Source organism: Parafannyhessea sp. (genome assembly GCF_051876455.1).
Lineage (GTDB): Bacteria > Actinomycetota > Coriobacteriia > Coriobacteriales > Atopobiaceae > Parafannyhessea.
Map to the genome: position 1 here is coordinate 1 of NZ_JBJEHW010000027.1, position 25,811 is coordinate 25,811.

Annotated in this window: 38 protein-coding genes and 1 pseudogene; 37 read left to right on the forward strand and 2 right to left on the reverse strand. The window is 63.8% G+C overall.

Annotated features, from left to right (window positions below; genetic code table 11):
* The 37 genes and pseudogenes from fusA to brnQ all read left to right on the forward strand — a co-directional run.
* Positions 1–760: pseudogene (gene fusA / locus ACI38Z_RS01025) on the forward strand (elongation factor G); the annotation flags it as partial.
* Between the two features lie 51 nt (positions 761–811).
* Positions 812–1,120 carry a 30S ribosomal protein S10 gene (rpsJ, locus tag ACI38Z_RS01030; protein WP_009278409.1) on the forward strand — a complete coding sequence of 103 codons (309 nt, stop codon included), beginning with the start codon at positions 812–814 and terminating at the stop codon, positions 1,118–1,120.
* A gap of 359 nt (positions 1,121–1,479) precedes the next feature.
* On the forward strand, positions 1,480–2,100 hold the full coding sequence (gene rplC, locus ACI38Z_RS01035; protein ID WP_439788336.1) for a 50S ribosomal protein L3: 621 nt from the start codon (positions 1,480–1,482) through the stop codon (positions 2,098–2,100).
* Between the two features lie 42 nt (positions 2,101–2,142).
* Positions 2,143–2,769 carry a 50S ribosomal protein L4 gene (rplD, locus tag ACI38Z_RS01040; protein WP_439788337.1) on the forward strand — a complete coding sequence of 209 codons (627 nt, stop codon included), beginning with the start codon at positions 2,143–2,145 and terminating at the stop codon, positions 2,767–2,769.
* Positions 2,769–3,074 carry a 50S ribosomal protein L23 gene (rplW, locus tag ACI38Z_RS01045; protein WP_439788338.1) on the forward strand — a complete coding sequence of 102 codons (306 nt, stop codon included), beginning with the start codon at positions 2,769–2,771 and terminating at the stop codon, positions 3,072–3,074. Before rplD ends, rplW begins: the two co-directional genes overlap by 1 nt.
* Before the next feature lie 136 nt (positions 3,075–3,210).
* On the forward strand, positions 3,211–4,047 hold the full coding sequence (rplB, locus tag ACI38Z_RS01050) for a 50S ribosomal protein L2 (protein WP_439788339.1): 837 nt from the start codon (positions 3,211–3,213) through the stop codon (positions 4,045–4,047).
* Positions 4,048–4,077: 30 nt separating this feature from the next.
* On the forward strand, positions 4,078–4,338 hold the full coding sequence (gene rpsS, locus ACI38Z_RS01055; RefSeq protein WP_439788340.1) for a 30S ribosomal protein S19: 261 nt from the start codon (positions 4,078–4,080) through the stop codon (positions 4,336–4,338).
* 17 nt (positions 4,339–4,355) lie between these two features.
* Positions 4,356–4,709, forward strand: coding sequence for a 50S ribosomal protein L22 (rplV, locus tag ACI38Z_RS01060; protein WP_439788341.1), 354 nt, complete (start codon positions 4,356–4,358; stop codon positions 4,707–4,709).
* A 7-nt stretch (positions 4,710–4,716) separates the two neighbouring features.
* Positions 4,717–5,427, forward strand: coding sequence for a 30S ribosomal protein S3 (gene rpsC, locus ACI38Z_RS01065; RefSeq protein ID WP_439788342.1), 711 nt, complete (start codon positions 4,717–4,719; stop codon positions 5,425–5,427).
* On the forward strand, positions 5,427–5,852 hold the full coding sequence (gene rplP, locus ACI38Z_RS01070; RefSeq protein WP_439788343.1) for a 50S ribosomal protein L16: 426 nt from the start codon (positions 5,427–5,429) through the stop codon (positions 5,850–5,852). The genes rpsC and rplP overlap by 1 nt, the downstream gene beginning before the upstream one ends.
* A 5-nt stretch (positions 5,853–5,857) precedes the next feature.
* A complete protein-coding gene (gene rpmC, locus ACI38Z_RS01075) occupies positions 5,858–6,073 on the forward strand; it encodes a 50S ribosomal protein L29 (protein ID WP_439788344.1) in 216 nt (71 codons plus the stop codon).
* A 15-nt stretch (positions 6,074–6,088) separates the two neighbouring features.
* Positions 6,089–6,355 (forward strand): 30S ribosomal protein S17, encoded by a 267-nt coding sequence (gene rpsQ / locus ACI38Z_RS01080; RefSeq protein ID WP_439788345.1) that lies wholly within the window; start codon positions 6,089–6,091, stop codon positions 6,353–6,355.
* A gap of 78 nt (positions 6,356–6,433) precedes the next feature.
* The gene (gene rplN / locus ACI38Z_RS01085; protein ID WP_439788346.1) at positions 6,434–6,802 is read left to right on the forward strand and encodes a 50S ribosomal protein L14; all 369 of its coding nucleotides are present in this window, start codon (positions 6,434–6,436) and stop codon (positions 6,800–6,802) included.
* 15 nt (positions 6,803–6,817) lie between these two features.
* Entirely contained in the window at positions 6,818–7,132 is a 315-nt protein-coding gene (gene rplX / locus ACI38Z_RS01090) for a 50S ribosomal protein L24 (RefSeq protein ID WP_439788347.1), read from the forward strand.
* A gap of 254 nt (positions 7,133–7,386) precedes the next feature.
* Complete coding sequence (gene rplE / locus ACI38Z_RS01095; protein ID WP_439788348.1) at positions 7,387–7,944, forward strand: 50S ribosomal protein L5; 558 nt, start codon at positions 7,387–7,389, stop codon at positions 7,942–7,944.
* Positions 7,945–8,002: 58 nt separating this feature from the next.
* The gene (locus ACI38Z_RS01100; protein WP_439788349.1) at positions 8,003–8,188 is read left to right on the forward strand and encodes a type Z 30S ribosomal protein S14; all 186 of its coding nucleotides are present in this window, start codon (positions 8,003–8,005) and stop codon (positions 8,186–8,188) included.
* 88 nt (positions 8,189–8,276) lie between these two features.
* Positions 8,277–8,675, forward strand: a complete 399-nt coding sequence (rpsH, locus tag ACI38Z_RS01105) for a 30S ribosomal protein S8 (protein ID WP_439788350.1) — start codon at positions 8,277–8,279, stop codon at positions 8,673–8,675.
* Positions 8,676–8,705: 30 nt separating this feature from the next.
* Complete coding sequence (gene rplF, locus ACI38Z_RS01110) at positions 8,706–9,242, forward strand: 50S ribosomal protein L6 (RefSeq protein WP_439788351.1); 537 nt, start codon at positions 8,706–8,708, stop codon at positions 9,240–9,242.
* A gap of 61 nt (positions 9,243–9,303) precedes the next feature.
* Positions 9,304–9,672 (forward strand): 50S ribosomal protein L18, encoded by a 369-nt coding sequence (gene rplR, locus ACI38Z_RS01115; RefSeq protein ID WP_439788352.1) that lies wholly within the window; start codon positions 9,304–9,306, stop codon positions 9,670–9,672.
* Positions 9,673–9,683: 11 nt separating this feature from the next.
* Entirely contained in the window at positions 9,684–10,208 is a 525-nt protein-coding gene (rpsE, locus tag ACI38Z_RS01120; protein ID WP_439788353.1) for a 30S ribosomal protein S5, read from the forward strand.
* 3 nt (positions 10,209–10,211) lie between these two features.
* Complete coding sequence (gene rpmD / locus ACI38Z_RS01125) at positions 10,212–10,403, forward strand: 50S ribosomal protein L30 (RefSeq protein ID WP_439788354.1); 192 nt, start codon at positions 10,212–10,214, stop codon at positions 10,401–10,403.
* Positions 10,404–10,414: 11 nt separating this feature from the next.
* Positions 10,415–10,864 (forward strand): 50S ribosomal protein L15, encoded by a 450-nt coding sequence (gene rplO / locus ACI38Z_RS01130; RefSeq protein ID WP_439788355.1) that lies wholly within the window; start codon positions 10,415–10,417, stop codon positions 10,862–10,864.
* On the forward strand, positions 10,858–12,138 hold the full coding sequence (gene secY, locus ACI38Z_RS01135) for a preprotein translocase subunit SecY (protein ID WP_439788356.1): 1,281 nt from the start codon (positions 10,858–10,860) through the stop codon (positions 12,136–12,138). The genes rplO and secY overlap by 7 nt, the downstream gene beginning before the upstream one ends.
* A gap of 319 nt (positions 12,139–12,457) precedes the next feature.
* Positions 12,458–13,084: an adenylate kinase gene (locus tag ACI38Z_RS01140; protein ID WP_439788357.1), complete on the forward strand. Its 627-nt coding sequence runs from the start codon at positions 12,458–12,460 to the stop codon at positions 13,082–13,084.
* Positions 13,081–13,881, forward strand: a complete 801-nt coding sequence (gene map / locus ACI38Z_RS01145; protein WP_439788358.1) for a type I methionyl aminopeptidase — start codon at positions 13,081–13,083, stop codon at positions 13,879–13,881. Before ACI38Z_RS01140 ends, map begins: the two co-directional genes overlap by 4 nt.
* 132 nt (positions 13,882–14,013) lie before the next feature.
* Entirely contained in the window at positions 14,014–14,232 is a 219-nt protein-coding gene (gene infA, locus ACI38Z_RS01150; RefSeq protein WP_170103939.1) for a translation initiation factor IF-1, read from the forward strand.
* A gap of 136 nt (positions 14,233–14,368) precedes the next feature.
* A complete protein-coding gene (gene rpmJ / locus ACI38Z_RS01155) occupies positions 14,369–14,482 on the forward strand; it encodes a 50S ribosomal protein L36 (RefSeq protein ID WP_013252436.1) in 114 nt (37 codons plus the stop codon).
* A 15-nt stretch (positions 14,483–14,497) separates the two neighbouring features.
* The gene (gene rpsM / locus ACI38Z_RS01160; RefSeq protein ID WP_439788359.1) at positions 14,498–14,869 is read left to right on the forward strand and encodes a 30S ribosomal protein S13; all 372 of its coding nucleotides are present in this window, start codon (positions 14,498–14,500) and stop codon (positions 14,867–14,869) included.
* Between the two features lie 11 nt (positions 14,870–14,880).
* On the forward strand, positions 14,881–15,285 hold the full coding sequence (rpsK, locus tag ACI38Z_RS01165) for a 30S ribosomal protein S11 (RefSeq protein ID WP_090847730.1): 405 nt from the start codon (positions 14,881–14,883) through the stop codon (positions 15,283–15,285).
* Between the two features lie 18 nt (positions 15,286–15,303).
* Complete coding sequence (gene rpsD / locus ACI38Z_RS01170) at positions 15,304–15,900, forward strand: 30S ribosomal protein S4 (RefSeq protein ID WP_439788361.1); 597 nt, start codon at positions 15,304–15,306, stop codon at positions 15,898–15,900.
* 23 nt (positions 15,901–15,923) lie between these two features.
* Entirely contained in the window at positions 15,924–16,865 is a 942-nt protein-coding gene (locus ACI38Z_RS01175) for a DNA-directed RNA polymerase subunit alpha (protein WP_439788362.1), read from the forward strand.
* Positions 16,866–16,901: 36 nt separating this feature from the next.
* Positions 16,902–17,381: a 50S ribosomal protein L17 gene (rplQ, locus tag ACI38Z_RS01180; RefSeq protein ID WP_439788363.1), complete on the forward strand. Its 480-nt coding sequence runs from the start codon at positions 16,902–16,904 to the stop codon at positions 17,379–17,381.
* 262 nt (positions 17,382–17,643) lie between these two features.
* Positions 17,644–18,537: a tRNA pseudouridine(38-40) synthase TruA gene (gene truA, locus ACI38Z_RS01185; protein WP_439788364.1), complete on the forward strand. Its 894-nt coding sequence runs from the start codon at positions 17,644–17,646 to the stop codon at positions 18,535–18,537.
* Between the two features lie 241 nt (positions 18,538–18,778).
* Positions 18,779–19,753 (forward strand): putative manganese transporter, encoded by a 975-nt coding sequence (locus ACI38Z_RS01190; protein ID WP_439788365.1) that lies wholly within the window; start codon positions 18,779–18,781, stop codon positions 19,751–19,753.
* A 58-nt stretch (positions 19,754–19,811) separates the two neighbouring features.
* Positions 19,812–20,579: a hypothetical protein gene (locus ACI38Z_RS01195; protein ID WP_439788366.1), complete on the forward strand. Its 768-nt coding sequence runs from the start codon at positions 19,812–19,814 to the stop codon at positions 20,577–20,579.
* A 223-nt stretch (positions 20,580–20,802) separates the two neighbouring features.
* Positions 20,803–21,873 carry a glycosyltransferase family 2 protein gene (locus ACI38Z_RS01200; RefSeq protein WP_439788367.1) on the forward strand — a complete coding sequence of 357 codons (1,071 nt, stop codon included), beginning with the start codon at positions 20,803–20,805 and terminating at the stop codon, positions 21,871–21,873.
* Between the two features lie 166 nt (positions 21,874–22,039).
* A complete protein-coding gene (gene brnQ, locus ACI38Z_RS01205) occupies positions 22,040–23,449 on the forward strand; it encodes a branched-chain amino acid transport system II carrier protein (protein ID WP_439788368.1) in 1,410 nt (469 codons plus the stop codon).
* Between the two features lie 145 nt (positions 23,450–23,594).
* Here the strand turns inward: brnQ and pyrE are convergent, their stop codons facing one another.
* Both pyrE and gltA read right to left on the reverse strand, forming a co-directional pair.
* Positions 23,595–24,278 (reverse strand): orotate phosphoribosyltransferase, encoded by a 684-nt coding sequence (pyrE, locus tag ACI38Z_RS01210; RefSeq protein WP_439788369.1) that lies wholly within the window; start codon positions 24,276–24,278, stop codon positions 23,595–23,597.
* A gap of 229 nt (positions 24,279–24,507) precedes the next feature.
* A partial coding sequence (gene gltA / locus ACI38Z_RS01215; RefSeq protein ID WP_439788370.1) for an NADPH-dependent glutamate synthase occupies positions 24,508–25,811 on the reverse strand: 1,304 nt, incomplete at its 5' end.

Below are 25,811 nucleotides of genomic sequence, written 5' to 3' on the forward strand. Positions count from 1 at the left end.
GGAGACCGGCCAGACCATCATCGCCGGCATGGGCGAGCTGCACCTCGAGATCATCGTCGACCGTCTGCGCCGCGAGTTCCACGTTGACTGCAACGTGGGCAAGCCGCAGGTCGCCTACCGCGAGACCGCCGGTCACGCAGTCCAGCACGTCCAGGGCAAGTTCGTCCGCCAGTCCGGCGGCCGTGGCCAGTACGGCGACGCCATCATCGACCTCGAGCCGATGGAGCCGGGCTTTGGCTACGAGTTCGTCGACGGCACCGTCGGCGGCTCCGTCCCCAAGGAGTACATCCCCTCTGTCGACAAGGGCATCCAGGAGGCTCTGGAGTCCGGCGTCATCGCTGGCTACCCCGTGCAGGACATCAAGGTCACCCTGGTCGACGGCTCCTACCACGAGGTCGACTCCTCCGAGGCCGCGTTCAAGATCGCTGGCTCCATGGCAATCAAGAACGCCCTGCAGCAGTCCGACCCCGTCCTTCTCGAGCCCGTCGAGGAGGTCACCGTCGAGACGCCCGAGCAGTACATGGGCGACGTCATGGGCAACCTCTCCGGTCGCCGTGGCAAGATCGAGGGCATGGAGGACCGCACCAACACCAAGGTCATCCGCGCCAAGGTGCCCCTGGGCGAGATGTTCGGCTATGCTACCGACCTTCGCTCCGAGACCCAGGGCCGCGCGTCCTACACCATGCAGTTCTCGAGCTACGAGCCCGTCCCGAAGAACATCAGGGACGAGATCGTCGCGAAGAGCGGCGTCAACGCCTAAGTTAAGTAGCCAACGGCAGCCAGCCGCTGCCATTTGATGGAGGTATTAGAAGTGTCAAGCCAGAAGATCAGGATCCGCCTCAAGGGCTACGATCACGAGGTCGTTGACCAGTCCGCGAAGCTCATCGTTGACACCGCGCAGAAGACCGGCGCCCGTGTCTCTGGTCCTATCCCCCTGCCCACCGAGCGCAACCTCTACACGGTCATCCGCTCGCCGCACAAGGACAAGGACTCCCGCGAGGAGTTCGAGATGCGCACCCACAAGCGCCTCATCGACATCCTCGACCCCAGCTCGTCCACGGTCGACTCCCTCATGCGCCTCGACCTTCCCGCAGGCGTGGACATCGAGATCAAGCTCTAAGCCTATCGATGCCCTAACGGGTTGATGTGACGGCACCCCGTCGCCTTATGGCGGCGGGGTGCTTTGTTGTGCGACGGCGCGCATCAGAAGACGCGTGCCGCCGGGCTTTACCAGCGATTTTTGCAGGGATTGTGGCGAGAAAATCTCTTTGCATACCACGGTCCCGAGCGTGTACACTAGACAGGCTGCCGCAATTGGGCAACTGTGTCTAAATCGCTCATTCCCGTCCTGTGAGGGAATGCCTGCCCGCGAGGAAGATGCCCAGCTCAAGCGCGAAGCACCCGTTGGATGTGGTCCGCTGGGGAGGGGCGCAGGATGCGCCTCTAGGGTCCCATGACCACCTAAGGAAAGGACCAGGAATGGTCAACACTATTCTCGGCCGCAAGCTCGGGATGACCCAGGTGTGGGACGAGGACGACAACGTCGTGCCCGTCACCGTCGTCCAGGCTGGCCCCTGCGTCGTCTCGCAGGTCAAGACGAAGGCAACCGATGGCTATGACGCCGTCCAGATTGGCTTCGGCGACATCAAGGCCAAGCACGTCAACAAGCCCATGTCCGGCCACTTCGCCGCCGCCGGCGTCGAGCCCATGCGCTTCCTGCGCGAGGTTCGCGTCCCCGAGGGCGAGGAGCATGCGACCGGCGAGAAGGTCACCGTTGCAGACTTCGCGGACGTCAAGACCGTCGACGTCATCGGCACCTCCAAGGGCAAGGGCTTCCAGGGAACCATGAAGCGTTGGAACTTCTCCGGCGCTGACTGGCACCGCTCCCACAAGAACCACCGCAAGCCCGGCTCCATCGGCCAGTGCGCCTACCCCGCGCGCGTCCGCAAGGGCCTGCACATGGCTGGCCACTACGGCAACGCCCGCGTGACCGTCAAGAACCTGAAGCTCGTTCGCGTCGATGCCGAGCAGAACCTCATGCTCATCAAGGGTGCTGTCCCCGGCGGCAAGAACGCGCTCGTTTCGATCCGCATGGCCTAAGGGCCCATCGCAATCACACCCTAAGGCTAACAAGGAGGACTAATGTCCAAGATCGAAGTTAAGAACGCGGAGGGGAAGGCGGCCGGCGAGGTCGAGCTTTCCTCCGACGTCTTCGGCATTGAGCCGAACATTCCCGTGGTGCACCAGGTAGTCGTGGCCTACGAGGCCTCCCTCCGTCAGGGCACCCACTCCGTCAAGAACCGCCACGAGGTCTCCGGCGGCGGCGTCAAGCCTTGGCGCCAGAAGGGCACCGGTCGTGCCCGCCAGGGATCCATCCGCGCTGGCCAGTGGGTCGGCGGCGGCGTGATCTTCGGGCCCCAGGTCCGTGATCACTCCAAGCGCGCCAACAACAAGGAGAAGAAGCTTGCTATGCGCTCCGTCCTCTCCGGCAAGCTCGCTGACGGCGAGCTCATGCTCGTTGACGAGCTGAACTTCGCCGACGCCAAGACCAAGCAGGCCGTCGCACTTCTCAAGGCACTCTCCGTTGCCGAGAAGCGCGTGACCGTCGTGGTCGACGACGAGGACGTCAACACCTACCTCGCGTTCAGGAACGTCCCCAAGGTCAACGTCATCGGCGTTTCCGAGGCCAACACCCGCAACCTGCTGGACAACGGCGCCCTCGTCATGTCCACCGCAGTCGCTAGGCAGCTCGAGGAGGTGCTCGCGTAATGAACTCCGTCTACAACGTCATCATTCGCCCGGTCGTCTCCGAGCGCTCGTTCGACCTGATGTCGCAGGGCAAGTACACCTTCGAGGTTGCCGCCAAGGCTCCCAAGGAGGAGATTGCCGACGCGGTCGAGAAGCTCTTCAACGTTCACGTCCTCAAGGTCAACACCATGTGGGTCAAGCCCAAGAACAAGCGTGTCCGCTATGTCACCGGCAAGACCCGCACCTGGAAGAAGGCTGTCGTCACCATCGCCGATGGTGAGCAGATCGAGGTCTTCTCCAACCAGGGCGCTGCTGCCGAGGAGTAACTGGTTCTTCGCCCGAGCCTCCTCGGAGGCCGGGCTCTTATGCCGCGCATGATGGATACGCGCGGTACCGTGGTAATCCGGTGTCAGGTCGCCATTCCCGGGCGGTCTGGCCAACGGACAAGAAAGGGAAATTGTAATGGCAGTTAGACATCTGAAGGCAACGAGCGCCGGCAGGCGTTGGCAGACCATCTCCGACTTCGCGGAGATCACTACCGACAAGCCCGAGAAGTCCCTCCTCGAGCCCCTGCCCAAGAAGGCCGGCCGCAACAACAACGGCCGCATCACCACCCGTCACCAGGGTGGCGGCGTCAAGCGTCGCTATCGCAAGATCGACTTCAAGCGCAACAAGGACAACGTGCCGGCCAAGGTCGCGACCATCGAGTACGACCCCAACCGCACCGCGAACATCGCCCTGCTGCACTACGCCGACGGCGCGAAGGCCTACATCCTCGCTCCCGAGGGCCTGCACGTTGGCGACGTCGTCGTCAGCGGCACCAAGGACGTCGACATCAAGCCGGGCAACTGCACCGTGCTGTCCGAGATCCCCGTTGGCACCCTGCTCCACAACGTCGAGTTCCAGCCTGGCAAGGGCGCCGCGATGGCTCGTTCCGCCGGCACCTCCGTCCAGCTCATGGGTAAGGACAACGGCTACGCCGCGCTCCGCATGCCTTCCGGCGAGCTTCGCCGCGTTCTTCTCACCTGCCGCGCCACCATCGGCGTCGTGGGCAACGCCGAGCACAGCAACATCGTGATCGGCAAGGCCGGCCGCAAGCGCCACATGAACGTGCGCCCGACCGTCCGTGGTACCGTCATGAACCCTGTCGACCACCCGCACGGCGGCGGCGAGGGCAAGAACCACACCTCTGGTCGTCCGTCCGTCACGCCTTGGGGCAAGCCGACGAAGGGCTACAAGACCCGCGACCCGAAGAAGGCATCGAACCGCCTCATCATCCGTCGTCGCAACAAGAAGTAGCCGGAACACGAGTATTAGGAGTACCTAAGAATGAGCAGAAGTCTCAAGAAGGGCCCGTTTGTGGAGACTCGCCTCCTTGCGCGTGTCGCCGCTATGAACGAGGCTGGCAAGAAGGAGGTCATCAAGACCTGGTCGCGTTCCTCCACCATCTTCCCCGAGATGGTCGGTCACACGATCGCCGTCCACGATGGCCGCAAGCATGTCCCCGTTTACGTTACCGAGTCCATGGTCGGCCACAAGCTGGGCGAGTTCGCGCCCACCCGCACCTTCCGTGGCCACAAGCAGGCTTAACAGGGGGTATGGAATAAATGGCTAACAACAACGAGGTCAGGGCCACCGCCAAGTACGTGCGCATGGCTCCCCGCAAGGTCCGCCTGGTCGTGGACCAGATTCGCAACAAGTCCGTGGACAAGGCGCTCGAGCTGCTCCAGTTCAACACCCGCGCAGCCGCCGAGCCGGTCGCGAAGGTCCTCCGCTCCGCCGTGGCGAACGCCGAGAACAACAACGGCCTTCGCTCCGAGAACCTCCAGATCGTGTCCGCCTACGTCGACGAGGGCCCCACGCTGAAGCGCATCCGTCCTCGCGCCAAGGGTTCCGCGTCGCGCATCAACAAGCGCACCAGCCACATCACCATCGTCGTTGCACCTCGAAAGGAGGCGTAGGGGAAGTATGGGTCAGAAAGTACAGCCTACTGGCTTCCGTCTCGGCATCACCGAGGAGTGGCGTTCCCGTTGGTACGCCGATAAGAAGGACTACGCCAAGAACCTTGGCAACGATCTGAAGGTCCGCAAGTTCCTGGAGAAGAAGCTTGCGAGCGCCGCGCTTTCCCGCGTTGACATCGAGCGCGCCGGCGACAAGGTGAAGGTCATCATCTACACCGCCCGTCCGGGCATCGTCATCGGCAAGAAGGGCTCCGAGATCGACGCGCTCCGCGCCGAGCTCGAGAAGATCGTGGGCGTCTCCAAGGGCAACATTTCCGTGGACGTCATCGAGATCAAGCGTCCCGAGCTTGACGCTCAGCTCGTGGCTCAGTCCATCGCCGAGCAGCTCGAGGGCCGCATCGCCTTCCGCCGTGCCGTACGCAAGGCCATCCAGTCCGCCCGCAAGGCCGGCGCCAAGGGCATCCGCGTCCAGTGCTCCGGCCGTCTGAACGGCGCCGAGATGGGTCGTCGCGAGTGGTCCCGTGAGGGTCGCGTGCCCCTGCACACCCTGCGCGCCAAGATCGGCTTTGGCGAGGCAACCGCTCGCACCACCATGGGTGCCTGCGGCGTGAAGGTTTGGATTTATCTTGGCGAGAAGATGCCTGGCCAGCCTGCGCCCAACCCGGCGCTTGAGGGCTCCAGCCGTCCCCGCCGTCGCAACGAGAGGAGGGGTCGCTAATGCTGGCACCCAAGCGAGTCCTTCACCGCAAGGTTCAGCGCGGCTCCATGAAGGGCCAGGCCAAGGGCAACACCGAGCTGCACTTTGGCGATTACGGCCTGGTCGCCCTGGAGCGTCACTGGATCACCAACCGTCAGATCGAGGCCGCTCGTGTCGCCATCACCCGTAGGATGAGGCGTGGCGGCAAGATCTGGATCACCATCTTCCCGGACAAGCCCATCTCCAAGAAGCCGCTCGAGACCCGTATGGGTAAGGGCAAGGGCGATCCCGCAGAGTGGGTGGCCGTCGTCAAGCCCGGCCGCATCATGTTCGAGATCGGCGGCGTCGACGAGGAGACCGCAAAGGCCGCCCTGCGTCTGGCCCAGTACAAGATGCCGATCAAGACCAAGATCATCACCCGCGCCGACCAGGACGTGGAGGAGTAGTCACTATGAAGTACAAGGATATTCGAGAGCTTTCCGACGAGGAGCTTGCACAGAAGCTCGAGGATGGTCGCGCGGAGCTGTTCAACCTTCGCTTCCAGATGGCTACCAGCCAGCTGGACAACACCGCCCGCGTCTCGCAGGTGAAGCGTGACATCGCCCGCATCCAGACCGAGATGCGCGCTCGTCAGATCGCAGCGGACAACGCCGCTGCCCAGAACTAGTTGCAGGAGACAGAAATGGCAGAAACCGAAAGCAGGAACGCTCGTAAGGTCCGCACCGGTGAGGTCATCTCCCTCTCTGGCGACAAGACCGTCACCGTTCAGATCACTTACCGTAAGCACCACCCCAAGTACGGCAAGATGATGACCATCTCCAAGAAGCTCCACTGCCATGACGAGAAGAACGAGTGTGGCCTCGGCGACACCGTCCGCGTCATGGAGACCCGCCCCATGTCCAAGACCAAGCGTTGGCGCGTCGTGGAGATCGTGGAGAAGGCAAAGTAGCGATCGTATTCACCCCGTTCCCTCAAGTGCGCCGCCTCGGCGAGCGCACCTCTGGGGGGCAGGTATGGAGGAACAGCAATGATTCAGATGGAGACCATGCTCAACGTCGCTGACAACAGCGGCGCCAAGCGCGTGAAGTGCATCAAGGTCATGGGTGGCTCCAAGCGCCGTTATGCTGGCCTCGCCGACGTCATCATGTGCGCCGTGCAGGAGGTCACGCCGGGCGGCTCTGTTAAGAAGGGCGACGTCGTGCGTTGCGTCGTCGTTCGCACCACCAAGGAGACCCGTCGCAAGGACGGCAGCTACATCAAGTTCGACCAGAACGCCTGCGTCCTGGTCAACAAGGATGGCGAGCCCAAGGGTACCCGTATCTTCGGGCCCGTCGCTCGCGAGCTGCGCGATCACAAGTACATGAAGATCGTCTCGCTCGCACCCGAGACGCTGTAGGGGGAGTGAGAACGAATGGCAAAGATGAACGTGAAGAAGGGCGACCAGGTCGAGGTCCTGTCCGGTAAGGACAAGGGCAAGCGCGGCGAGGTCATCAAGGCTCTTCCCGCCGAGGGCAAGGTTGTCGTTCGTGGCGTCGCGGTCGTCAAGAAGGCCCAGCGCCCGACCCAGGCCAACCAGCAGGGCGGCATCGTCGAGAAGGAGGCCGCGATCGACGTCTCCAACGTCGCGCTCGTGTGCCCCACCTGCGGCAAGGCCACCCGCGTCGGCCACGCCGAGGAGGACGGCAAGAAGGTCCGCGTCTGCAAGAAGTGCGGCGCAAAGTTCTAGTCCTTCTCGCCCATAGCGAAATCACGCAAGGGTCCGTCCAAATGGGCGGACCCTTCTTTTGTCAAAACTGCGAAGATTCCGCCCCAGGAAAAAGACGCTGGTAAAGCGGGCGAGAAACACGTAATATCTAACCTTGCGTCTCTATGTGGGGATAGGTATGCCTAAAACCCTAGAGCGCACGGCTCCCAGTCGCAGGGACTGGGAGGTGCGAGGACCAACCCCGCACTTAAAACCCCATGAGTTAGGAGTGCCAGATGGCCGAGAAGTACGTGCCGCGTCTGAAGGAGAAGTACGTCTCCGAGATTCGTGACGCAATGCAGAAGCAGTTCAACTACGGCAACGTCAACCAGATCCCCAAGATCGAGAAGATCGTCGTCAACATGGGCGTCGGCGAGGCCGCTACCGATTCCAAGGCCATCGACGGTGCCGTCGCGGACCTTCGCGCCATCACCGGCCAGCAGCCGATGATCACGCACGCCCGCAAGTCCATCGCTACCTTCCACCTGCGTGAGGGCCAGGCCATCGGCGCCAAGGTGACCCTTCGCGGCGACCGCATGTACGAGTTCCTCGACCGCCTGATCTGCATCGCCATCCCTCGCATCCGCGACTTCCGTGGCATCAGCAACAAGTCCTTCGACGGCCACGGCAACTTCTCCATGGGCGTCACCGAGCAGCTGATCTTCCCCGAGATCGACTTCGAGAAGATCGACCACGTCCGTGGTATGGACATCACCATCGTGACCACCGCCCCGACGGACGAGGAGGGCAGGGCGCTCATCTCCGCCTTCAACTTCCCGTTCAAGAAGGACTAGTCAAAGTTTCGTCAAACACCCCGACAGGGCGTCGGGGTCTCTTCCTGAAGGAGGATTTGTGGCTAAGACATCGATGATCGTCAAGGCGAACCGTGAGCCGAAGTTCTCGACCCGCAAGCAGAACCGCTGCCAGCGCTGTGGGCGTCCCCACTCCGTCTATCGCAAGTTCGGCCTCTGCCGTGTCTGCTTCCGCGAGCTGGCGAGCAAGGGCGAGCTCCCTGGCGTCACCAAGGCATCCTGGTAGGCTAAGGGCTCTGGCGTTAAGGCATCTGGGCTAAGGGTCCAGATGAACCGAACGCGCAGTTTCATCACTAACGAAGGAGAAGGAATCAATGAAGGTTACTGATCCCATCGCAGACATGCTGACGCGCATCCGCAACGCAAACTCTGCCGGCAAGTCCGAGGTCTCCATGCCCTCGAGCAAGGTCCTGGTCGAGGTCGCGCGCGTCATCTGCGAGGAGGGCTACATCGCGTCGTACGAGGTCGAGGACACCAAGCCCCAGAAGACCCTGCACGTCACGCTCAAGTACGGCCCGCGTCACAGCAAGGTTATCCGTGGCATCCGCCGCGTCTCCAAGCTGGGCCTCCGCATTTACACCACCGCAGCTGACATGCCGCGTGTCCAGGGTGGACTCGGCACCGCCGTCATCTCCACCTCCAAGGGCATGATGTGCGACCGCGATGCCCGCAAGCTCGGCATCGGCGGCGAGGTCATCTGCTACATCTGGTAACCAACGGTCGAATCTAGATAGGAGGAGACAATGTCTCGTATTGGTAAGAAGCCTGTCACGGTTCCCGCTGGCGTTACTGTGACTATCGACGGTTCCACCGTCACGGTCAAGGGCGGCAAGGGCGAGCTCTCTCGCACCTTCTCCGACCTCGTGACCATCTCTCAGGAGGGCTCCGAGGTCCTCGTCGCCCGCAACGACGACACGATGGACTCCAACGCCCAGCAGGGTCTCACTCGCACCCTCATCCACAACATGGTGCTCGGCGTTTCCGAGGGCTTCGAGAAGAAGCTCGAGCTCACCGGCGTCGGCTACCGTGCCGCCCTCAAGGGCAAGAACCTTGACCTCTCGCTCGGCTACTCCCACCAGGTCGTCATCGAGGCCCCCGAGGGAATCTCCTTCGAGGTGCCCGACAACACCCACATCACCGTCAAGGGCATTTCCAAGGAGCAGGTCGGCCAGGTCGCGGCCGAGGTGCGCGCCAAGCGTCCGCCCGAGCCGTACAAGGGCAAGGGCATTCACTACGAGGGCGAGCACATTCGTAGGAAGCTCGGCAAGGCTGGTAAGTAGTCTCGCTAGGCCATAGAGAAGACCATCACCCCGTCAGGTGGTGGCGTTTGAAGGAGAAGGAATGAACAAGAACCAGGCTAAGCGTGCGGGCCTTCAGCGCCGTAAGCGTCGCGTCCGCGCCAAGGTTTTCGGCACCGCCGAGCGTCCTCGTCTGAGTGTTCACCGCACCAACGCGAACATCTACGCTCAGGTGATCGACGACCAGGACAGCAAGACCATCTGCTCCGCTTCCACCCTCAGCCCCGAGTTCAAGGCTCTCGGCAAGGTCGGCTCCAACAAGGAGGCCGCCGAGTTCGTGGGTAAGCTCATTGGCGAGCGTGCGGTCGAGAAGGGCGTCACCGAGGTCACCTTCGACCGCGGCGGCTTCCTCTACCACGGCCGTATCCAGGCTCTCGCAGACGGTGCCCGTGCCGCGGGCCTGAAGTTCTAGGAGGAATTTGAATGCCACGTGATCGTAAGCGCCAGAATGACTCCGATCTTCAGGAGCGCGTAGTCTACATCCACCGTGTGTCCAAGACCGTCAAGGGTGGACACCGCATGTCCCTCGTCGCTCTCGTCGTCGTCGGTGACGGCAAGGGCAACATCGGCCTCGGCCAGGGCAAGTCCGCCGAGGTGCCCCTGGCCATCCAGAAGGGTGTCGAGGACGCCAAGAAGAACATGTTCAAGGTCCCCGTCACCGCTGGTGGCTCCATCCCTCACCCCGTCGACGGCTACTTCGGAGCCGGCCACGTCCTGATCAAGCCGGCTATCGAGGGTACCGGCGTCATCGCTGGCGGCCCCGTGCGTCCGCTCTTCGAGCTCGCCGGCATCACCAACGTGCTTTCCAAGTCGCTCGGTACCGACAACGCTCTCAACATCATCAAGGCTGCCGCCGAGGGCCTCAAGTCCCTCTCCAGCCCCGAGGAGGCTGCTGAGCGTCGCGGTCTTACCGTCAGCGAGATGTTCAACGGTAAGAAGGAGGACTAACCGATGGCAGACGAGAAGAAGCTCACCGTCAAGCTCGTCCACAGCGCTGTCGCGTCCGTCAAGGAGGACCAGACCAGGACTTGCCGTGCCATGGGTCTCCGCAAGATTGGCGACGTCTCCGTGCTGCCTGACAACCCGAGCGTTCGTGGAATGATCTTCAAGGTCAAGCACCTTGTTGAGGTTGAAGAGAACTAGGAGTCACCCAAATGCAGCTCAATGATCTTCGTCCCGCGGAGGGCTCCAAGAAGGCCCGCAAGCGCGTCGGCCGCGGAAACTCCTCTGGCTACGGCACCACGTCGGGCCGCGGCACCAACGGCCAGCTCTCCCGCACCGGTGGCGGCAAGGGTGCCGGCTTCGAGGGCGGCCAGACGCAGCTCGCGATGCGCCTCCCGAAGCTCCCCGGCTTCACCAACCACTCTCGCGTCGAGTACGCTCCCGTGAACGTCGCTCGCCTCGAGGCCCTCTTCGCCGATGGCGACACCGTCGACGCCGAGTCCCTCAAGGAGAAGGGCGTCATCAAGCACGACTACATCCCCGTCAAGGTCCTTGGCGACGGCGAGCTGACCAAGAAGCTCACCGTTAAGGTCGACAAGGTCTCCGCTTCCGCCCAGTCCAAGATTGAGGCGGCCGGTGGAAAGGTCGAGCAGGCGTGCTAAAGGGAATCGCAAATGCGTTCCGCGTTCCGGAGCTCAGGAAGAAGATCCTGATCACCATCGGGATTCTCTGCCTGTATCGCTTTGGTGCCTATCTGCCCGCCCCGGGCGTGCCGTTCGCGCGCATGCTCGAGGTGTTCCAGACGGCTGCTGCCGGTAGCGGTGCCATCGCGGTGCTCAACCTGTTCTCCGGCGGCGCACTTTCCCGTGTGTCCGTCTTCAGCCTGGGAATCATGCCGTACATCACCGCGCAGATCATTCTGCAGATGTTCCAGGCAGTGATCCCCTCGCTGGGCGAGCTTGCGAAGGAGGGCGAGGCTGGCCAGCGCAAGATCACGCAGTACACGCGTTACCTCACGATCGTGCTCGCGCTCATCAACGCAATCGGCTACCTCTTCCTCTTCAAGAGCTACGGCATCGACTTCTCTAACCTTGGTTTCCCCGAGTTCCTCGAGGACATCATCATCGTCGGCGTTCTGCTGACTGGCGCGATCATCATCATGTGGCTCGGTGAGATCATCACGCAGCGCGGAATCGGCAACGGCATGTCGCTCATCATCTTCGCGAACATCATGGCCGGCCTTCCCTCTGCCCTGACGACCTCCATCAAGACCTCCAGCACGGGCATGATCATCACGATCGTCACCATACTGGTCATGATTGCCATCATCCCGGTGATCGTCTACATCGAGCGCGGCCAGCGTCGCATCCCGGTGCAGTACGCCAAGAGAGTCGTTGGTCGCAGGATCATGGGTGGCCAGTCCACCTACCTACCGATCAAGGTAAACACGGCTGGCGTCGTGCCCATCATCTTCGCCTCCGCCCTGCTTTACCTGCCTGCCCAGATCGCTGTGTTCTTCCCCAACGTCGGTTGGATTCAGGCCTTCGCAAACGCACTCGCGTCCGGCTGGGTCAACTGGATCCTCTCCGTCGTCCTCATCGTGTTCTTTGCGTACTTCTACACCTCCATGGTGTTCAACCCGGACGAAACCGCCGACCAGCTTCGCAAGTCTGGCGGCTTCATCCCGGGCGTTCGCCCCGGCAACGCGACGGCCGAGTACATCAAGAGCGTTCTCGACCACATCACGCTGCCCGGCGCCCTCTTCATGGCGGTGCTCGCCGTCGTTCCGTCCATCCTGTTCTCGATCACCGGCAACACGCTCATGCAGTCGTTTGGCGGTACCTCGGTCCTCATCATGGTCGGCGTGGCAATGGACACGATCTCGCAGCTCGAGAGCCAGCTGAAGATGCACAACTACGACGGGTTCTTCAAATAGCCCAATCGCGGAATAGCGCAACAGTAATGGAGGGGTCCTTCGGGACCCCTCTTTTGCATTTGTATCCCCGGGCCCCATGGCTTCGCGGCGGAGAAGGGCGAGTCCCCATAATCGGTTCCCGCTGCTGGGTGGATGCGCTGGGTGGATGCGTTCGTGTCACCCAGCGTAGAGGCGCTGTCCCGTGGGCCCAATGCCTGCGGAAGAAAATCGACCGCATTTCCAGCCCCTTCTCGACGGATCGTGCCTGCAGCGGCTACACTGGATTCACCTATGTGAAGACATGGCCGCAAGGCCATTAGAACGCGAAAGGCGGCAACTCATGAAGATCGTCCTTCTTGGCGCACCGGGCGCCGGCAAGGGTACCCAGGCCCAGAAGCTCGTTGAGGATTTTGGCGTCGCTCACATCTCGACGGGCGACCTGCTTCGCGCCGCGGTGAAGGCGCAGTCAAAGCTCGGCGTCGAGGCCAAGGGGTACATGGACGCCGGCAAGCTCGTCCCCGACCGTCTGGTGATCGACCTCGTTAAGGAGCGCCTCGACCAGGACGACGCCAAGCGAGGCTTCATCCTCGACGGCTTCCCGCGCAACACCGCGCAGGCAGAGGTGCTCGACCGCGAGCTCGACGCCATGGGCATCAGCCTGGACGCGGCGCTTCTGGTCGACGTTGCGCCCGAGGTGATCATCAACCGACTGAGCTCTCGCCGCACCTGCCGCTCCTGCGGCTATACCGCCGGCGCCGGCGTGGACGTCTGCCCGCGCTGCGGTGGCGAGATGTACCAGCGCGACGACGACAAGCCCGAGACCATCAAGAAGCGTCTTGACACCTACCGCGAGCAGACCGAGCCGCTTGTGGACTACTACGGCAAGAAGGGCCTGCTCAAGAAGGTCGACGGGGACCGTCCCGTCGACGATGTCTACGCTGACGTGAAGGTGCTCCTCGGCCTATGATGCACATCAAGACGCAGCTCGAGATGCACGAGTACCGCGCCACGGCGGGCGAGCTTTCCAAGCGCGCCCTCCGACTGGCGGGGTCCCTCGCAAAGCCTGGGGTGTCGACCAAGTCGATCGACCTGGCCGTCGAGGCGTTAATCCGTCAGAACGGCGCCAAGCCGGGCTTCAAGGGCTACGGCGGGTTTCCCGCGAGCATTTGCGCTTCCGTCAACGACGAGGTCGTGCATGGCATTCCATCACCTGGCGTCATCCTCAAGAGCGGCGACATCCTCTCCGTGGACGTGGGTGCCAACAAGGCGGGCTGGGCAGGCGACAACGCCTGGACGTTCTACGTCGGAGAGGTCCCGACCGAGGTGCAGGGCCTCTGCGAGTGCACGCGCGACTGCCTGAAAGCCGCCATCGAGGCCGCGGTCCCTGGCAACCGCCTGGGTGACGTGGGCTATGCCGTGCAATCCCTGGCCGAGAACAACGGTTATGGCGTGGTTCGCGACTACACCGGTCACGGCGTGGGCCACTCCATGCACGAGGACCCCAACGTCCCCAACTACGGCAAGAAGGGGAGGGGCGTGCTGCTGCAGGTCGGCATGATGATCGCGATCGAGCCCATGCTCACGCTCGGGACCAACGAGACCCACGTGCGCGAGAACGGTTGGACGGTCGTGACGGACGACGGCCTGCCCGCGGCCCACTTCGAGAACACCATCGGCATCACCAAGGACGGCCCGGTCATCCTGACGCAGGACGAGAAGGGCCCGTGGTGCTCCATGCAGGGTGGTGGCGAGGCCAAGGCGTGACGTTCTTCTCGCCCGCGTCGCTGGGCACGGATATGTGCAGCTAGAATGTAGGTACGTCCGCGGCGTGGACGTGCTGTGTGGATTTATGTATGATATTCAGTCGCTGTGATTCACAGGGAGAAAGTAGGCAAGGTGGCAAAGCAAGGCGGAATCGAGCTGGAAGGCAAGGTCATAGAGCCCCTTCCCAACGCAATGTTTAACGTTGAGCTTGAGAACGGTAAGACTATCCTCTGCACCATTTCGGGCAAGATCAGGATGAACTACATCCGCATCCTCCCGGGTGACAAGGTCGTCGTCGAGATTTCGCCGTATGACCTCACGAGGGGTCGCATCACCTATCGCTACAAGTAACCCTGGCTGGTGCCCCGAGGCACCATCAGCCTAGGATATTCACGCCTGCGGCTGGGCGATTACATAGCGGCGTCTTAGCTCCACCTGAGGCGCCAGGCAAGACCAGTTCGTATGAGAACTACCGAAAGGAACTGAAATGAAGGTACGTCCTTCGGTCAAGAAGATGTGCGACAAGTGCAAGATCATTCGTCGCCATGGCAAGGTTTACGTGATCTGCGAGAACCCTCGCCACAAGCAGCGTCAGGGCTAAGAGAGGAGCTCGAAGTTGGCACGTATCAACGGCGTCGACCTGCCCCGCGAGAAGCGCGTTGAGGTTGGTCTTACGTATCTTTATGGCATCGGTCAGACCAGCGCGACCAAGATCTGCGCGGAGACTGGCGTTAACCCCGACACTCGCGTCAAGGACCTCACTGAGGACGACGTGACGAAGATCCGCGATTACATCGACGCGCACTTCACCACTGAGGGTGACCTCCGTCGCGAGGTTCGCCAGAACGTCGCCCGCCTGATGGAGATCGGCTGCTACCGCGGCCTCCGTCACCGCAAGGGCCTTCCTGTCCGCGGCCAGCGCACCCACACTAACGCTCGCACCCGCAAGGGCAAGAAGCGTCAGATCGGTGCAAAGAAGCGCGCGTAGGGAGTAGATAAATGGCACAGAAGAAGAACCAGCGCGGCACCCAGCGCGTCCGTCGCGCCGACCGCAAGAACATCGCCGTGGGCCAGGCTCACATCAAGAGCACGTTCAACAACACGATCATCTCCATCACGGATCCCCAGGGCAACGTCATCGCCTGGCAGTCCGGTGGTACCGTCGGCTTCAAGGGTTCCCGCAAGTCCACCCCGTTTGCCGCTCAGGTTGCCGCTGAGGCTTGCGCCAAGGCCGCCATGGAGCATGGCCTTCACAGGGTCGCCGTGTTCGTGAAGGGTCCCGGCTCCGGCCGCGAGACCGCAATCCGCTCCCTCCAGGCCGCCGGCCTCGAGGTTTCGGGCATCCAGGACAAGACCCCCATTCCGCACAACGGTTGCCGTCCGTGCAAGCGTCGTCGCGTGTAGTAAGGAAGGACAGTAGCAATGGCAGTTGATAGGACCCCTGTCCTCAAGAGGTGCCGCCAGCTTGGCATCGAGCCCGTCGACATGGGCTACAACAAGAAGAGCAACCGCGGCGAGCACCAGCGTCGTCGTCGCCAGGAGAGCGAGTACGGCCAGCAGCTTCGCGAGAAGCAGAAGGCCAAGTTCATCTATGGCGTCCTCGAGAAGCAGTTCCGCGGCTATTACGACAAGGCCAAGAAGGTCGAGGGCATCACCGGTGACAACCTGATGACCATCCTCGAGTCCCGCCTTGACAACGTGGTCTACCGCCTGGGCTTCGCCCGCACCCGCAGGGAGGCCCGCCAGACCGTCCGCCACGGCCACATCACCGTGAACGGCCACCGCGTTGACATCCCCTCCTACCAGGTGAAGGCCGGCGACGTCGTCGCGGTCGCGCCGAAGTTCAAGGACCTTCTCCCCATCAAGGAGGCCCTGATCTCCTCCGAGCACGTTGCCGTTCCCGCTTGGCTCGAGGTCGACATCGAGAAGCTCCAGGGCACCGTCCTGCAGCTCCCCGTCCGCGACCAGATCGACCTGGACATCGACGCCCAGCTCATCGTCGAGCTCTACTCCAAGTAAGTCTGGACCGGTAGGAGGTTTTCATGTCCGAATTCATCCGACCGCAGGTGTCGGTCGAGGAGATTTCCGATAATCTCGCCCGCGTTACCGCGGAGCCGCTGGAGCGCGGCTATGGCGAGACGCTCGGCAACTCTCTTCGCCGCGTGCTGCTGTCCTCCCTCGAGGGGGCCGCAGTTGAGGCCATCCAGATCGATGGCGTTCAGCACGAGTTCACGACCGTCGAGGGCGCCTACGAGGACGTCACCGATATCGTCCTGAACGTGAAGGGCCTTGTGTTCAAGAGCATGGGCACGGGCGACGAGGCCGTGGCGACCGTCTCCATCGACGGCCCCTGCACCGTCACCGGCGGCGACTTCCAGGTTCCCGCGCAGTTCGAGCTCGTGAACAAGGACCACGTCATCTGCACGCTCGGCGAGGGCGCTCACCTCACCATGCAGATGCGCATCGGCACCGGTCGCGGCTACGTCTCCGGCGACGACAACGAGCGTGACGGCGATCCCATCGGCATCATCCACGTGGACTCGCTCTTCTCGCCCGTGCGCCGCTGCGCCAAGACGGTGGAGCCGTGCCGCGTCGGCCAGCACACCAACTATGACCGTCTGATCCTCGAGGTCGAGACGGACGGCTCCGTTTCCCCGCGCGATGCGGTGGTCGAGGCCGCAAACATCGTCGATCAGCACATGAACGCCTTCATGACGCTGGCCGACGAGGAGGAGCCCGTCGAGGACACCTCCATCTTCGCCAGTGGTGTCGAGGAGGACAACACCGAGCTTGACAAGCAGATCGAGGACCTGGACCTTTCCGTCCGCTCCTACAACTGCCTCAAGCGCGCCGGCATCCACTCCGTGCGCCAGCTGGTGGAGTTCTCCGAGAACGACCTGCTCAACATCCGCAACTTTGGCGTCAAGTCCATCGAGGAAGTCAAGGACAAGCTCGAATCTATGGGTCTTAGCCTCAAGGCCTAGGACACGTCGCAAGTTTTACTTAGGAGTAGCTAGACCATGAGACACAACAAGAAGCGTGGCATGAAGCTTGGCACCGATGCCAGCCACACCAAGGCAATGAAGAGGAGCCTCGTCGCCTCCCTGCTTGCCAACGATCGCATCAAGACTCTTGACGCCCGCGCCAAGGCCATCCGCCCCGAGGTCGACAAGGTCATCACGTGGGCCAAGAAGGGCGATCTGCACTCCCGCCGCCTCGCCATCGCAAAGGTTGGCGACAAGGAGGTCGTGCGCGAGGTCTTCGAGAAGGCCGCCCAGGGCATGTGGGCAGACCGCAACGGCGGCTACACCCGCATCATGAAGCTTGGTCCCCGCAAGGGTGACGCGGCCGAGGTCGTCATCATCGAGATGGTGAACGAGCCGGTCAAGAAGGCCGAGGCCAAGACCACTGTCACCAAGGTGGAGCCTGCCGAGGACAAGGCCGAGGAGAAGGTCGAGGAGACCGCATCCGAGGAGGCCACCGAGGAGAAGGCCGAGTAGCCTTAGTGGCAACTCGCACATAGCTTTGTTTGGGAGGCTCGCGGTTGCGGGCCTCCTTTTTTGGATGGCCTGAGTCGGCGGGAGATGCGCGCGTCGGACATGCGGCCCGAAATTGGGCCTTGGGACGGCGTGTGGGCACTTGCTCGTATTAATGTGATAACGGGCCGAATTTGCGCTCAGAATCGCTCTGAGGGCCATGTGACGGCTGCGCTGAGCGCAGAGAACTGCAAGGGATGCCGCGGAGGTTGCGTTGGACGGTTTGATGGACGGGATTGGCGCAAGGACATCCGGGAATGCTGCGCTGCCGAAGGACGTTCCCGGCGATGGCGTGCTGACGCCTGACGAGGTTGCGGGCACGCTCGTGCTCAGGGTCGGCTACCGCGGCGCGGGGTTCAGCGGCTACGCGGAGCAGCCCGGGCAGCGGACCGTTGCCGGCGAGCTCCGGCGTGCGCTGGAGACCGTGCTCCGTCGCGAGGTCGACATGGCGTGCGCCGGTCGCACGGACGCGGGGGTGAACGCGCTTTCGCAGTACGTGAGCGTGCCCGTGACGGCCGACGAGCTTGCCCGATCGGGGAGAAGGACGGCCGCCTCGCTCGTGGCGCTCACGCCAGACGACCTGTCAATACGTGGCATCTACCGCGGCGGCGCGTCCTTCTCCGCAAGGTTTGACGCGGTGGAGCGCGCGTATCGCTATCGGATCGCCTGCGGGCCGGCGCGACCGGTCATGGCGTGGGGTCACTCGTGGTGGCTGCGGACGGCGGCGGACCTCGACGTGGATGCGATGGGTGCGGCCGCGCGATGCCTCCTGGGCGAGCACGACTTCCGGAGCTTCTGCAAGGCCGCCTCCGCGCAGCTGCTCGAGTCCGACGGGCGCTCCACGTGCAGGTGCCTGACGGCGGTCGACGTGACGCGCGTGCGCGAAGCGGGGGAGGAGCTCATTGCGGTCGACGTGCGCGGCAACGCGTTCCTGCACAACATGGTGCGGATCATCGTGGGCTCGCTCGTGGAGGTCGGCCGCGGGCATCGCGACGCCGAGTGGCTGGGCGATGCGTTGGAGGCGCGGTCGCGGCAGGCTGCCGGCCCCACGGCGCCGGCCGAGGGCCTCACGTTCGAGGACGTGGCGTATCCGCAGGGAGCGCTCGAGCCCTGGGGCTAGTCGCGGGCAACGTGCGCGCGTGGAGGCGCGCGCGAGGCTGACATGTAAGGCGTGATGGCATTGTGTGGCGCAAGCTTATGTTGGCGCCTTGCTGGCAAATGGGTATAATCTCTGCGCTCGCTGCGATTAAAGCGCAGGTAAATGCATATGTTCATCTGCTCATATACTGTGGGCGCGACCACTCGGACGCGCCCCGAGCTTGTGTGTGAACATACATATCGAAAGTATTGGAGTACCCGGTTTGACGCCTCAGCTCTTTGTGGACGTTCTTCTCGACGCCGTGCATGACACGTTGGAGCTCGTTCCGTTCCTGTTTGTCACCTACCTTGCCATGGAGGCGCTCGAGCATGCCGCGGGCGGTAAGACCGAGCGCATCATCGCGCGCGCGGACAAGTCCGGCCCCGTGGTGGGCGCGCTCCTGGGCGCGCTGCCGCAGTGCGGATTCTCCGCCATGGCCGGCACGCTGTACGCCGCCCGCGTGGTGAGCGCCGGCACGCTCGTGGCCGTGATCCTCTCCACCTCGGACGAGATGATTCCCGTGTTCGTGGCGCACGAGCAGCCCGTGGGCCGCCTGCTCGCGATCATGGGCACCAAGGTCGCGATTGGCATGGTCGTGGGCCTCCTGGTGGACATGGTGCTGCGAGCCCTGCACCGAGCCGGCGACGGCCACGCCCACATTGCGGAACTCTGCGAGGCCGCCCACTGCGAGTGCGACGAGATCGAGGGAGAAGACCTTGACGCCTCGGCCGACGGCACGGCCGCGGGTGCGGCGGGGCACGACCACGCCCACGCACACGGCCACTCCCGCGGCAGCCGAATCTGGCACATAGTTCGCAGCGCGCTCATCCACACGGCCGAGGTCACGTTCTTCATCTTCCTCGTCACGCTTGCGTTTGGCTTGGTGATCGAGCTCGCGGGCACGGACGCCATCGGCCACTTCCTGGGCGTGCACCCCTTCCGCGCGACGCTGCTCGCGGCACTCATCGGGCTCATCCCCAACTGCGGCGCGTCCGTCGCGATCACGGAGCTCTACCTTGCCGGCTCCCTTGGTGCCGGCCCCATGATGGCAGGCCTTCTGGTCTCCGGCGGCATGGGGCTTCTCGTCCTCTTCCGCACCAACCGCGACATGCGCCAGAACGTTGCGATTACCGCCTTCATTTACGTGGTGGGCGTGGTCTGCGGACTCGTCGTGAGCGGATTAGGTATCATCTTCTAAGGGTTTCTGCAAGCTACCTGCGGGGGCGCGGACACGCGGCCTCGCCAGGGGAGGGAAGATGCAACACAGGAAGCGCGAGCGGTTTGAGCGCACGGACGTTCCGCGCTACAACCCCTATCGCAACTACATCGCAATCGCGGTTCTCGTGGCCGTGGGCGTGTGCCTGGTGGTCCTGGTGGGCGTCCTGTGGAACAAGGCGCAGCAGCCCATCAGCGTCGGCAACAAGACGCTGAGCGCCTCGCTCGAGACGCAGTCCGCCGTGACCAGCCCCGACGGCTACACCATATCCGACGACTCGTTCGAGAACGTGCTCGTGCTCACCGTTGACGACGTCAACGCCGAGACCCCCAAGCTCAAGAACGCGCAGATCCTCACGCTCAACTCCACCAAGAACAAGGGCTACCTCGTCACGATTCCGCTCGACACCAAGGTGAACGACGGCAAGTCCGACATGCGTCTTTCGGACCTCTTTGCGGCGTCGGGCGCGTCGGCGTGCGTGGCGCCGCTCGCGAAGGCGGCCAACCTCCGCATGACCCACGTGATGCTCGCCACGGACGGCGTGTGGGACAAGCTCGAGAGCTACAAGGGCTCCGGCGTGACCGCCCTCCTGAGCCACGGCGCCGACCTCCTGTATGACATCAACACGGACATGACCACGGCGGACCTCACCGAGGTGGCCGAGCAGGTGCAGTCCATGGGCATCAGCAACCTGACGCGCCTCGACGCGCCCACGACCAAGGAGGACGACGGCGCGGGCAGCAGCTGGGAGGTCATCAACTCCTCGCAGCTTGGCGCGAGCCTCGGCATCATGGTGGCAAAGTCCTAGCGACCCGCCCTGGCTGCGAGCGGCACCGCCACACAAACCGGCATCAGGCGCCGGGCGAGAAGGACGCGTTCTTCTCGCCCGGCGCCCTTGTCTTGCTTTTGTCTTGTCAGTTTGTGCGTATATTGAACTCCACGTCTTCGACACACGGCATGTCACGTGGTGGGCGATAATTTCGAAAGTTGCCCTACGTCGTGTGTCGATTGTGGTTTGGAGAGCCTGCCGAATGACCCCACGCATGCCAAAGATCTCGGTCATCATGCCTGCGTACAACGTGGACGGCTACGTGCGACGGGCCGTCGAGAGCCTCCAGCACCAGACCTTCGAGAACTTCGAGCTGCTTGCCGTGGACGACGGCTCGACCGACCGCACCGGCCAGATCCTCGACTCCATCGCGGATCGCGACATCCGCGTGAACGTCTACCACCTGCAGAACGGCGGCGCTCCGGCGGCGCGCAACTACGCGCTCGACCGCGCCCGCGGCCGCTACGTCATGTTCATGGACGCCGACGACTGGGCCGAGCCCCACATGCTGCAGGACATGCTCACGTTTGCCGAGCGCGAGAACCTCGAGCTCGTCGTCTCGGGCTTCTACATCGACACGTACTACGGCAAGGCCGGCGAGCACACCACCGAGGTGAAGGCCTGCGCCGACGCCGTCTACCACACCCAGGAGGAGTTCCGCGCCGCCGCCTTCCGCCTGTTTGACGAGAACCAGCTCTATCCGCCCTGGAACAAGCTGTTCCTACGCTCCCGCATCGAGGACCTGCACATCCGCTTCCGCCCCACGTTCTGGGACGACTTCCCCTTCGTGCTCGACTACGTGCGCGACGTGCAGCGCGTGGGCGTGATCTCGCAGCCGTACTATCACTTCATCCGCCAGCGCAGCGAGTCCGAGACGGCCCGCTGGCGCCCGGACATGTACGCGAAGCGCGAGGAGGAGCACACCTGGATGCTCGACCTCTACAAGCACTGGGGCCTGCTCGGCGACGCCGCCAGCAACGAGATGATCCAGCGCCGCTACATCGAGCGCCTCATCGGCTGTATCGAGAACGTCTGCAACCCCAAGTGCGAGCTCTCCGAGAAGGACAAGTGCCGCCAGATCGAGGACATGATCACGAGCCAGCGCGCCCAGGTCGCCGTGGTGACGGCGCGCCCTCGCTCGAAGATGATGGCCGCGATGCTCGTGCCGATCAAGCAGAAGAACGTGGCCCTGGCCTACCAGGAGGGCAAGTTCATCTCGTTCGTGAAGCGCCACAACACGAAGATGTTCGCGACGCTGAAGGCGAACCGCTAGCGACACCAGACTGCGCCGCCCTCCAAGGCCCGGCCCCGAGGTCGAGGCGCCTGCGCCCGCGGCAGAGTCCCCGCCCAATGCCGGTGTGATAAATTTTAATAGTATGAGAGGGACGCGGCGTCCGTGGCGGGCGCCGCGTCGTGACGTCTTGTCTGGGGGAGTGGGCTTGCAATCGACGGGTGTCGCCGGAGGGCGGCTGACCAGGCGCGATGGCCTGACCGTGGGGATCACGCTGTTCTCCATGCTGTTTGGGGCGGGGAACCTGATCCTGTGCCCGCTGCTGGGCGTGCGCGCCGGCACGGCCACCCCGCTCGCGACCCTGGGCTTCCTTGTCAGCGGGGTGGGCCTGCCCATTGCGATGATAGCGGCGGTGTCGCTGGCGGGCAGCGCGCGGGAGTTGGGCGATCGAATCGGGAGGGCCTTCTCGCTCGCATTCGTCACGCTGACGTACCTGTGCATAGGTCCCCTGCTGGCCATTCCCCGGACTGCCTCCACGTCGTTCGAGATGGTCGTGCCGCTGTTGCCGCGAGGCGTTGACATGACGGTGGCGCAGCTGCTCTACTCGGTCGCGTTCTTTGTGGTGGCCTTTGTGCTGGCGCTGCATCCCACCAGGCTGAAGTCGCTTATGGGCAAGGTGACGGGACCGCTGCTGCTGGGGCTCATCGCGGTACTGGTGGTGGGGTCCATCGCTGCCCCGGCCGGAACCGCCGGCAAACCCACTGACGCGTATGCCAGCGCCCCCGTGGCTGCCGGGTTCCAGACGGGATACCAGACGCTCGATCTTCTGGCGGCGCTGGCCTTTGGCTACGTCATAGCCATGAACGTGCGGTCGTTGGGCCTCAGCGAGCCGCGAGCGGTGGCCATGCAGGTCAGCCGGTCGGGCATCGTGGCGGGCGGGCTGATGGCCCTGGTGTACTGTGGGCTTTCGTACGTGGGGTATACCATGGGGTCCGTCGTGCCGGATGCGGGCAACGGCGCCCAGGTCATCAGCAGCGCCGCCACTGGCACGCTGGGCGTTGCCGGCAGGGTGCTGGTGGCGGTCATATTCGTGTTGGCCTGCTTCAACGTGTGCGTGGGACTGGTGACCTCCATAGCACAATACTTCGACCAAGCGTTTCCGCGCATCAGCTATCGCTGGTGGGCGGCCATCGTCAGCGTGGTCTCGTGTGCCATCGCGAACGTTGGCCTGACGGCGATCCTGGCATGGTCGGTTCCCGTCTTGAACGCCATATATCCCATGGGCATCTGCCTGATGGTCATGGGCTTGGTCGAGGGGCCAGGTGACGGTGTCGGCCAGAGCGCACCTTCGGTTGGTGCGGTTCCGGAAGAGCGTGCGGGGCGAGAAGGACAGGTAGGGCGTTCCGCCCGCCCGCGCAGGCAGCTGATGTGGCGCTTGGTGGTGCTGGCGGCTGGCGTGGTAAGCGTGTCCGAGTCAGTGCGAAACGTCCTTATCCCTGCCGCATGGCTGCCTTCCGACGCGCTGCCGCTGGCCGGCATGGGCATGGCGTGGGTCGTGCCGGCGGTCGTGGCCGCCGCCGTGGGTCTGGCGTGCGAGTGGCTGGTGGCGGCAAGGTAGCGGAGGCCGCGACCGTGTCCGACGGGACCCAGTCCGAGGCCCTGCCCGCCTCCTCCGGCGTGGCGCGCTCCCTGGCGCAACAAGAGCGGCCGGGTCCCAACTAGAGGGGCCCGGCCGCGCACGTCACGCCGATTCTCGGGGCGTCCTACTCCTTAACCCCGTACTGCTCGTAGTACGCGTCGATCGCGGCCTTGAGCCTGTCGTCGATCACGACGCGCCCCTCGACCTCGTGGTCGTACAGCGCGTCCACGACCTCGCGCATGTTCACGATGGAGGCCACGGGGAAGCCGTACTTCTCCTGGATCTCCTGCTGCGCGGTCACCTTGCCGCCCTTGCCGACCTCCATGCGGTTGAGCGAGACCATCAGCCCGACCACGTTCACGTCCGCGGCGGCCTTGAGCTTGGGATACGTTTCGTCAATGGACTTGCCGGACGTGGTCACGTCCTCAACGATCACCACGCGGTCGCCGTCGTGCAGGTCGGCGCCCAGCAGCTGGCCCTTGTCCGCGCCGTGGTCCTTGGCCTCCTTGCGGTCGCTGCAGTAGCGGACCTCCTTGCCGTACAGCTCGTGGTAGGCGATTGCGGTCACGACGGAAAGGGGGATGCCCTTGTACGCGGGGCCAAACACGATGTCGAAGTCGTCGCCAAAGTTCTCGTGGATGGCCTGCGCGTAGAACTTGCCCAGGCGGCTCAGCTGCTCGCCGGTCACGTACGCGCCCGCGTTCATGAAGAACGGCGACTTGCGCCCGCTCTTGAGCGTGAAGTCGCCAAACTTCAGCACGTCGCTCTGAACCATGAACTCGATGAACTCCTGCTTGTAGGCCTCCATGGCCCTCCTTCCGTCGTCAGGTCGCGTCCCATGGTAGCGCAGCGGGACCCGCCGCGCGCACGCGAAGCGTCGGGCGAGAGGTGCCGCATCCCTCGAAGGAGCCGCTGCCAGAGCGGGGGCGTGGCTCCCGCGGGCGAGAAGAACGGCCCAACCAAAAGGGTCCCGGCCGCGCGTGCGGTCGGGACCCTGCTTCAAGCCGTGCGATGGGGCGGGCGTCACTCTGCGAGCGCTACTCGTCCTTGCCCAGGAGCACCTTGGTCATGTCCGCGGCGGCCTTCTTGCCGGCGCCCATGGCCAGGATGACGGTCGCGGCACCGGTGACGATGTCGCCGCCAGCCCAGATCTTCGGGTTGGAGGTGCGGCCGGTCTCCTCGTCAGCCACGATGTAGCCCCACTTGTTCAGCTCCATGCCGCCGATCTTCTTCGCGAAGGGGTTGGCGTTGGTGCCGATGGCGGAAATCGCGACGTCACAGGGGATCTCCTCGATGGCGCCCTCGATGGGCACGGGGCGACGGCGGCCGGAGGCGTCCGGCTCGCCGAGCTTCATGTCCTGGACCTTGACGGCGCACACGGCACCGTCCTCGCCCGCGATGAACTCGAGCGGCGAGACCAGCTCGTGGATCTTGACGCCCTCGGCCTTGGCGTGCAGGACCTCTGCGCGACGCGCGGGCATCTCGGCCTCGGTGCGGCGGTAGCAGAGGGTGACCTCGTCGGCGCCCAGGCGCAGCGCGGTGCGGACGGAGTCCATTGCCACGTTGCCGCCACCAAAGACCACGACGTGCTTGCCGTGCTTGGTGGGGGTGTCGTACTGCGGGAACTTGTTTGCCTTCATGAGGTTCACGCGCGTGAGGTACTCGTTCGCGAAGAACACGTTGGGGAGGTTCTCGCCGGGGATGTTGAGCAGCTTGGGGAGGCCGGCACCAGTCGCCACGTAGATGGCGTCGAAGCCCTTCTCGTTCAGCAGCTCGTCGGCGTCGGCGAGGTTGCCCATGACGGAGTTGAACTGGAACTTGACGCCCAGCTCCTTGAGGCCGTCGATCTCGCGCTTGACGACCGTCTTGGGCAGACGGAACTCGGGGATGCCGTACACGAGCACGCCGCCGCCGGTGAAGAACGCCTCGAACACGGTGACGTCAAAGCCGTTGCGTGCGAGCTCGCCGGCGCAGGTGATGCCGGACGGGCCGGAGCCGATGACGGCGACCTTCTTGCCGTTCTTGGGGGCGAGCTTGGGCTTGCTCGCGAGCTCGGGCTGGTCGCCCAGGAAGCGCTCGAGCTGGCCGATGGCGACCGGCTGGCTCTTGACGCCACGGATGCACTTGCCCTCGCACTGGGTCTCCTGCGGGCAGACGCGGCCGCAGATGGCGGGCAGCATGGACTGCTCGTGGATGATGTCGAGGCCCTCGCCGAACTTGTGCTCGTAGATCTTCTGGATGAACGCGGGGATGTTGATGTTGACGGGGCAGCCCTGCACGCACAGCGGCTTCTTGCACCTCATGCAGCGCGCGGCCTCGGCCACGGCCATCTCCTCCGTGA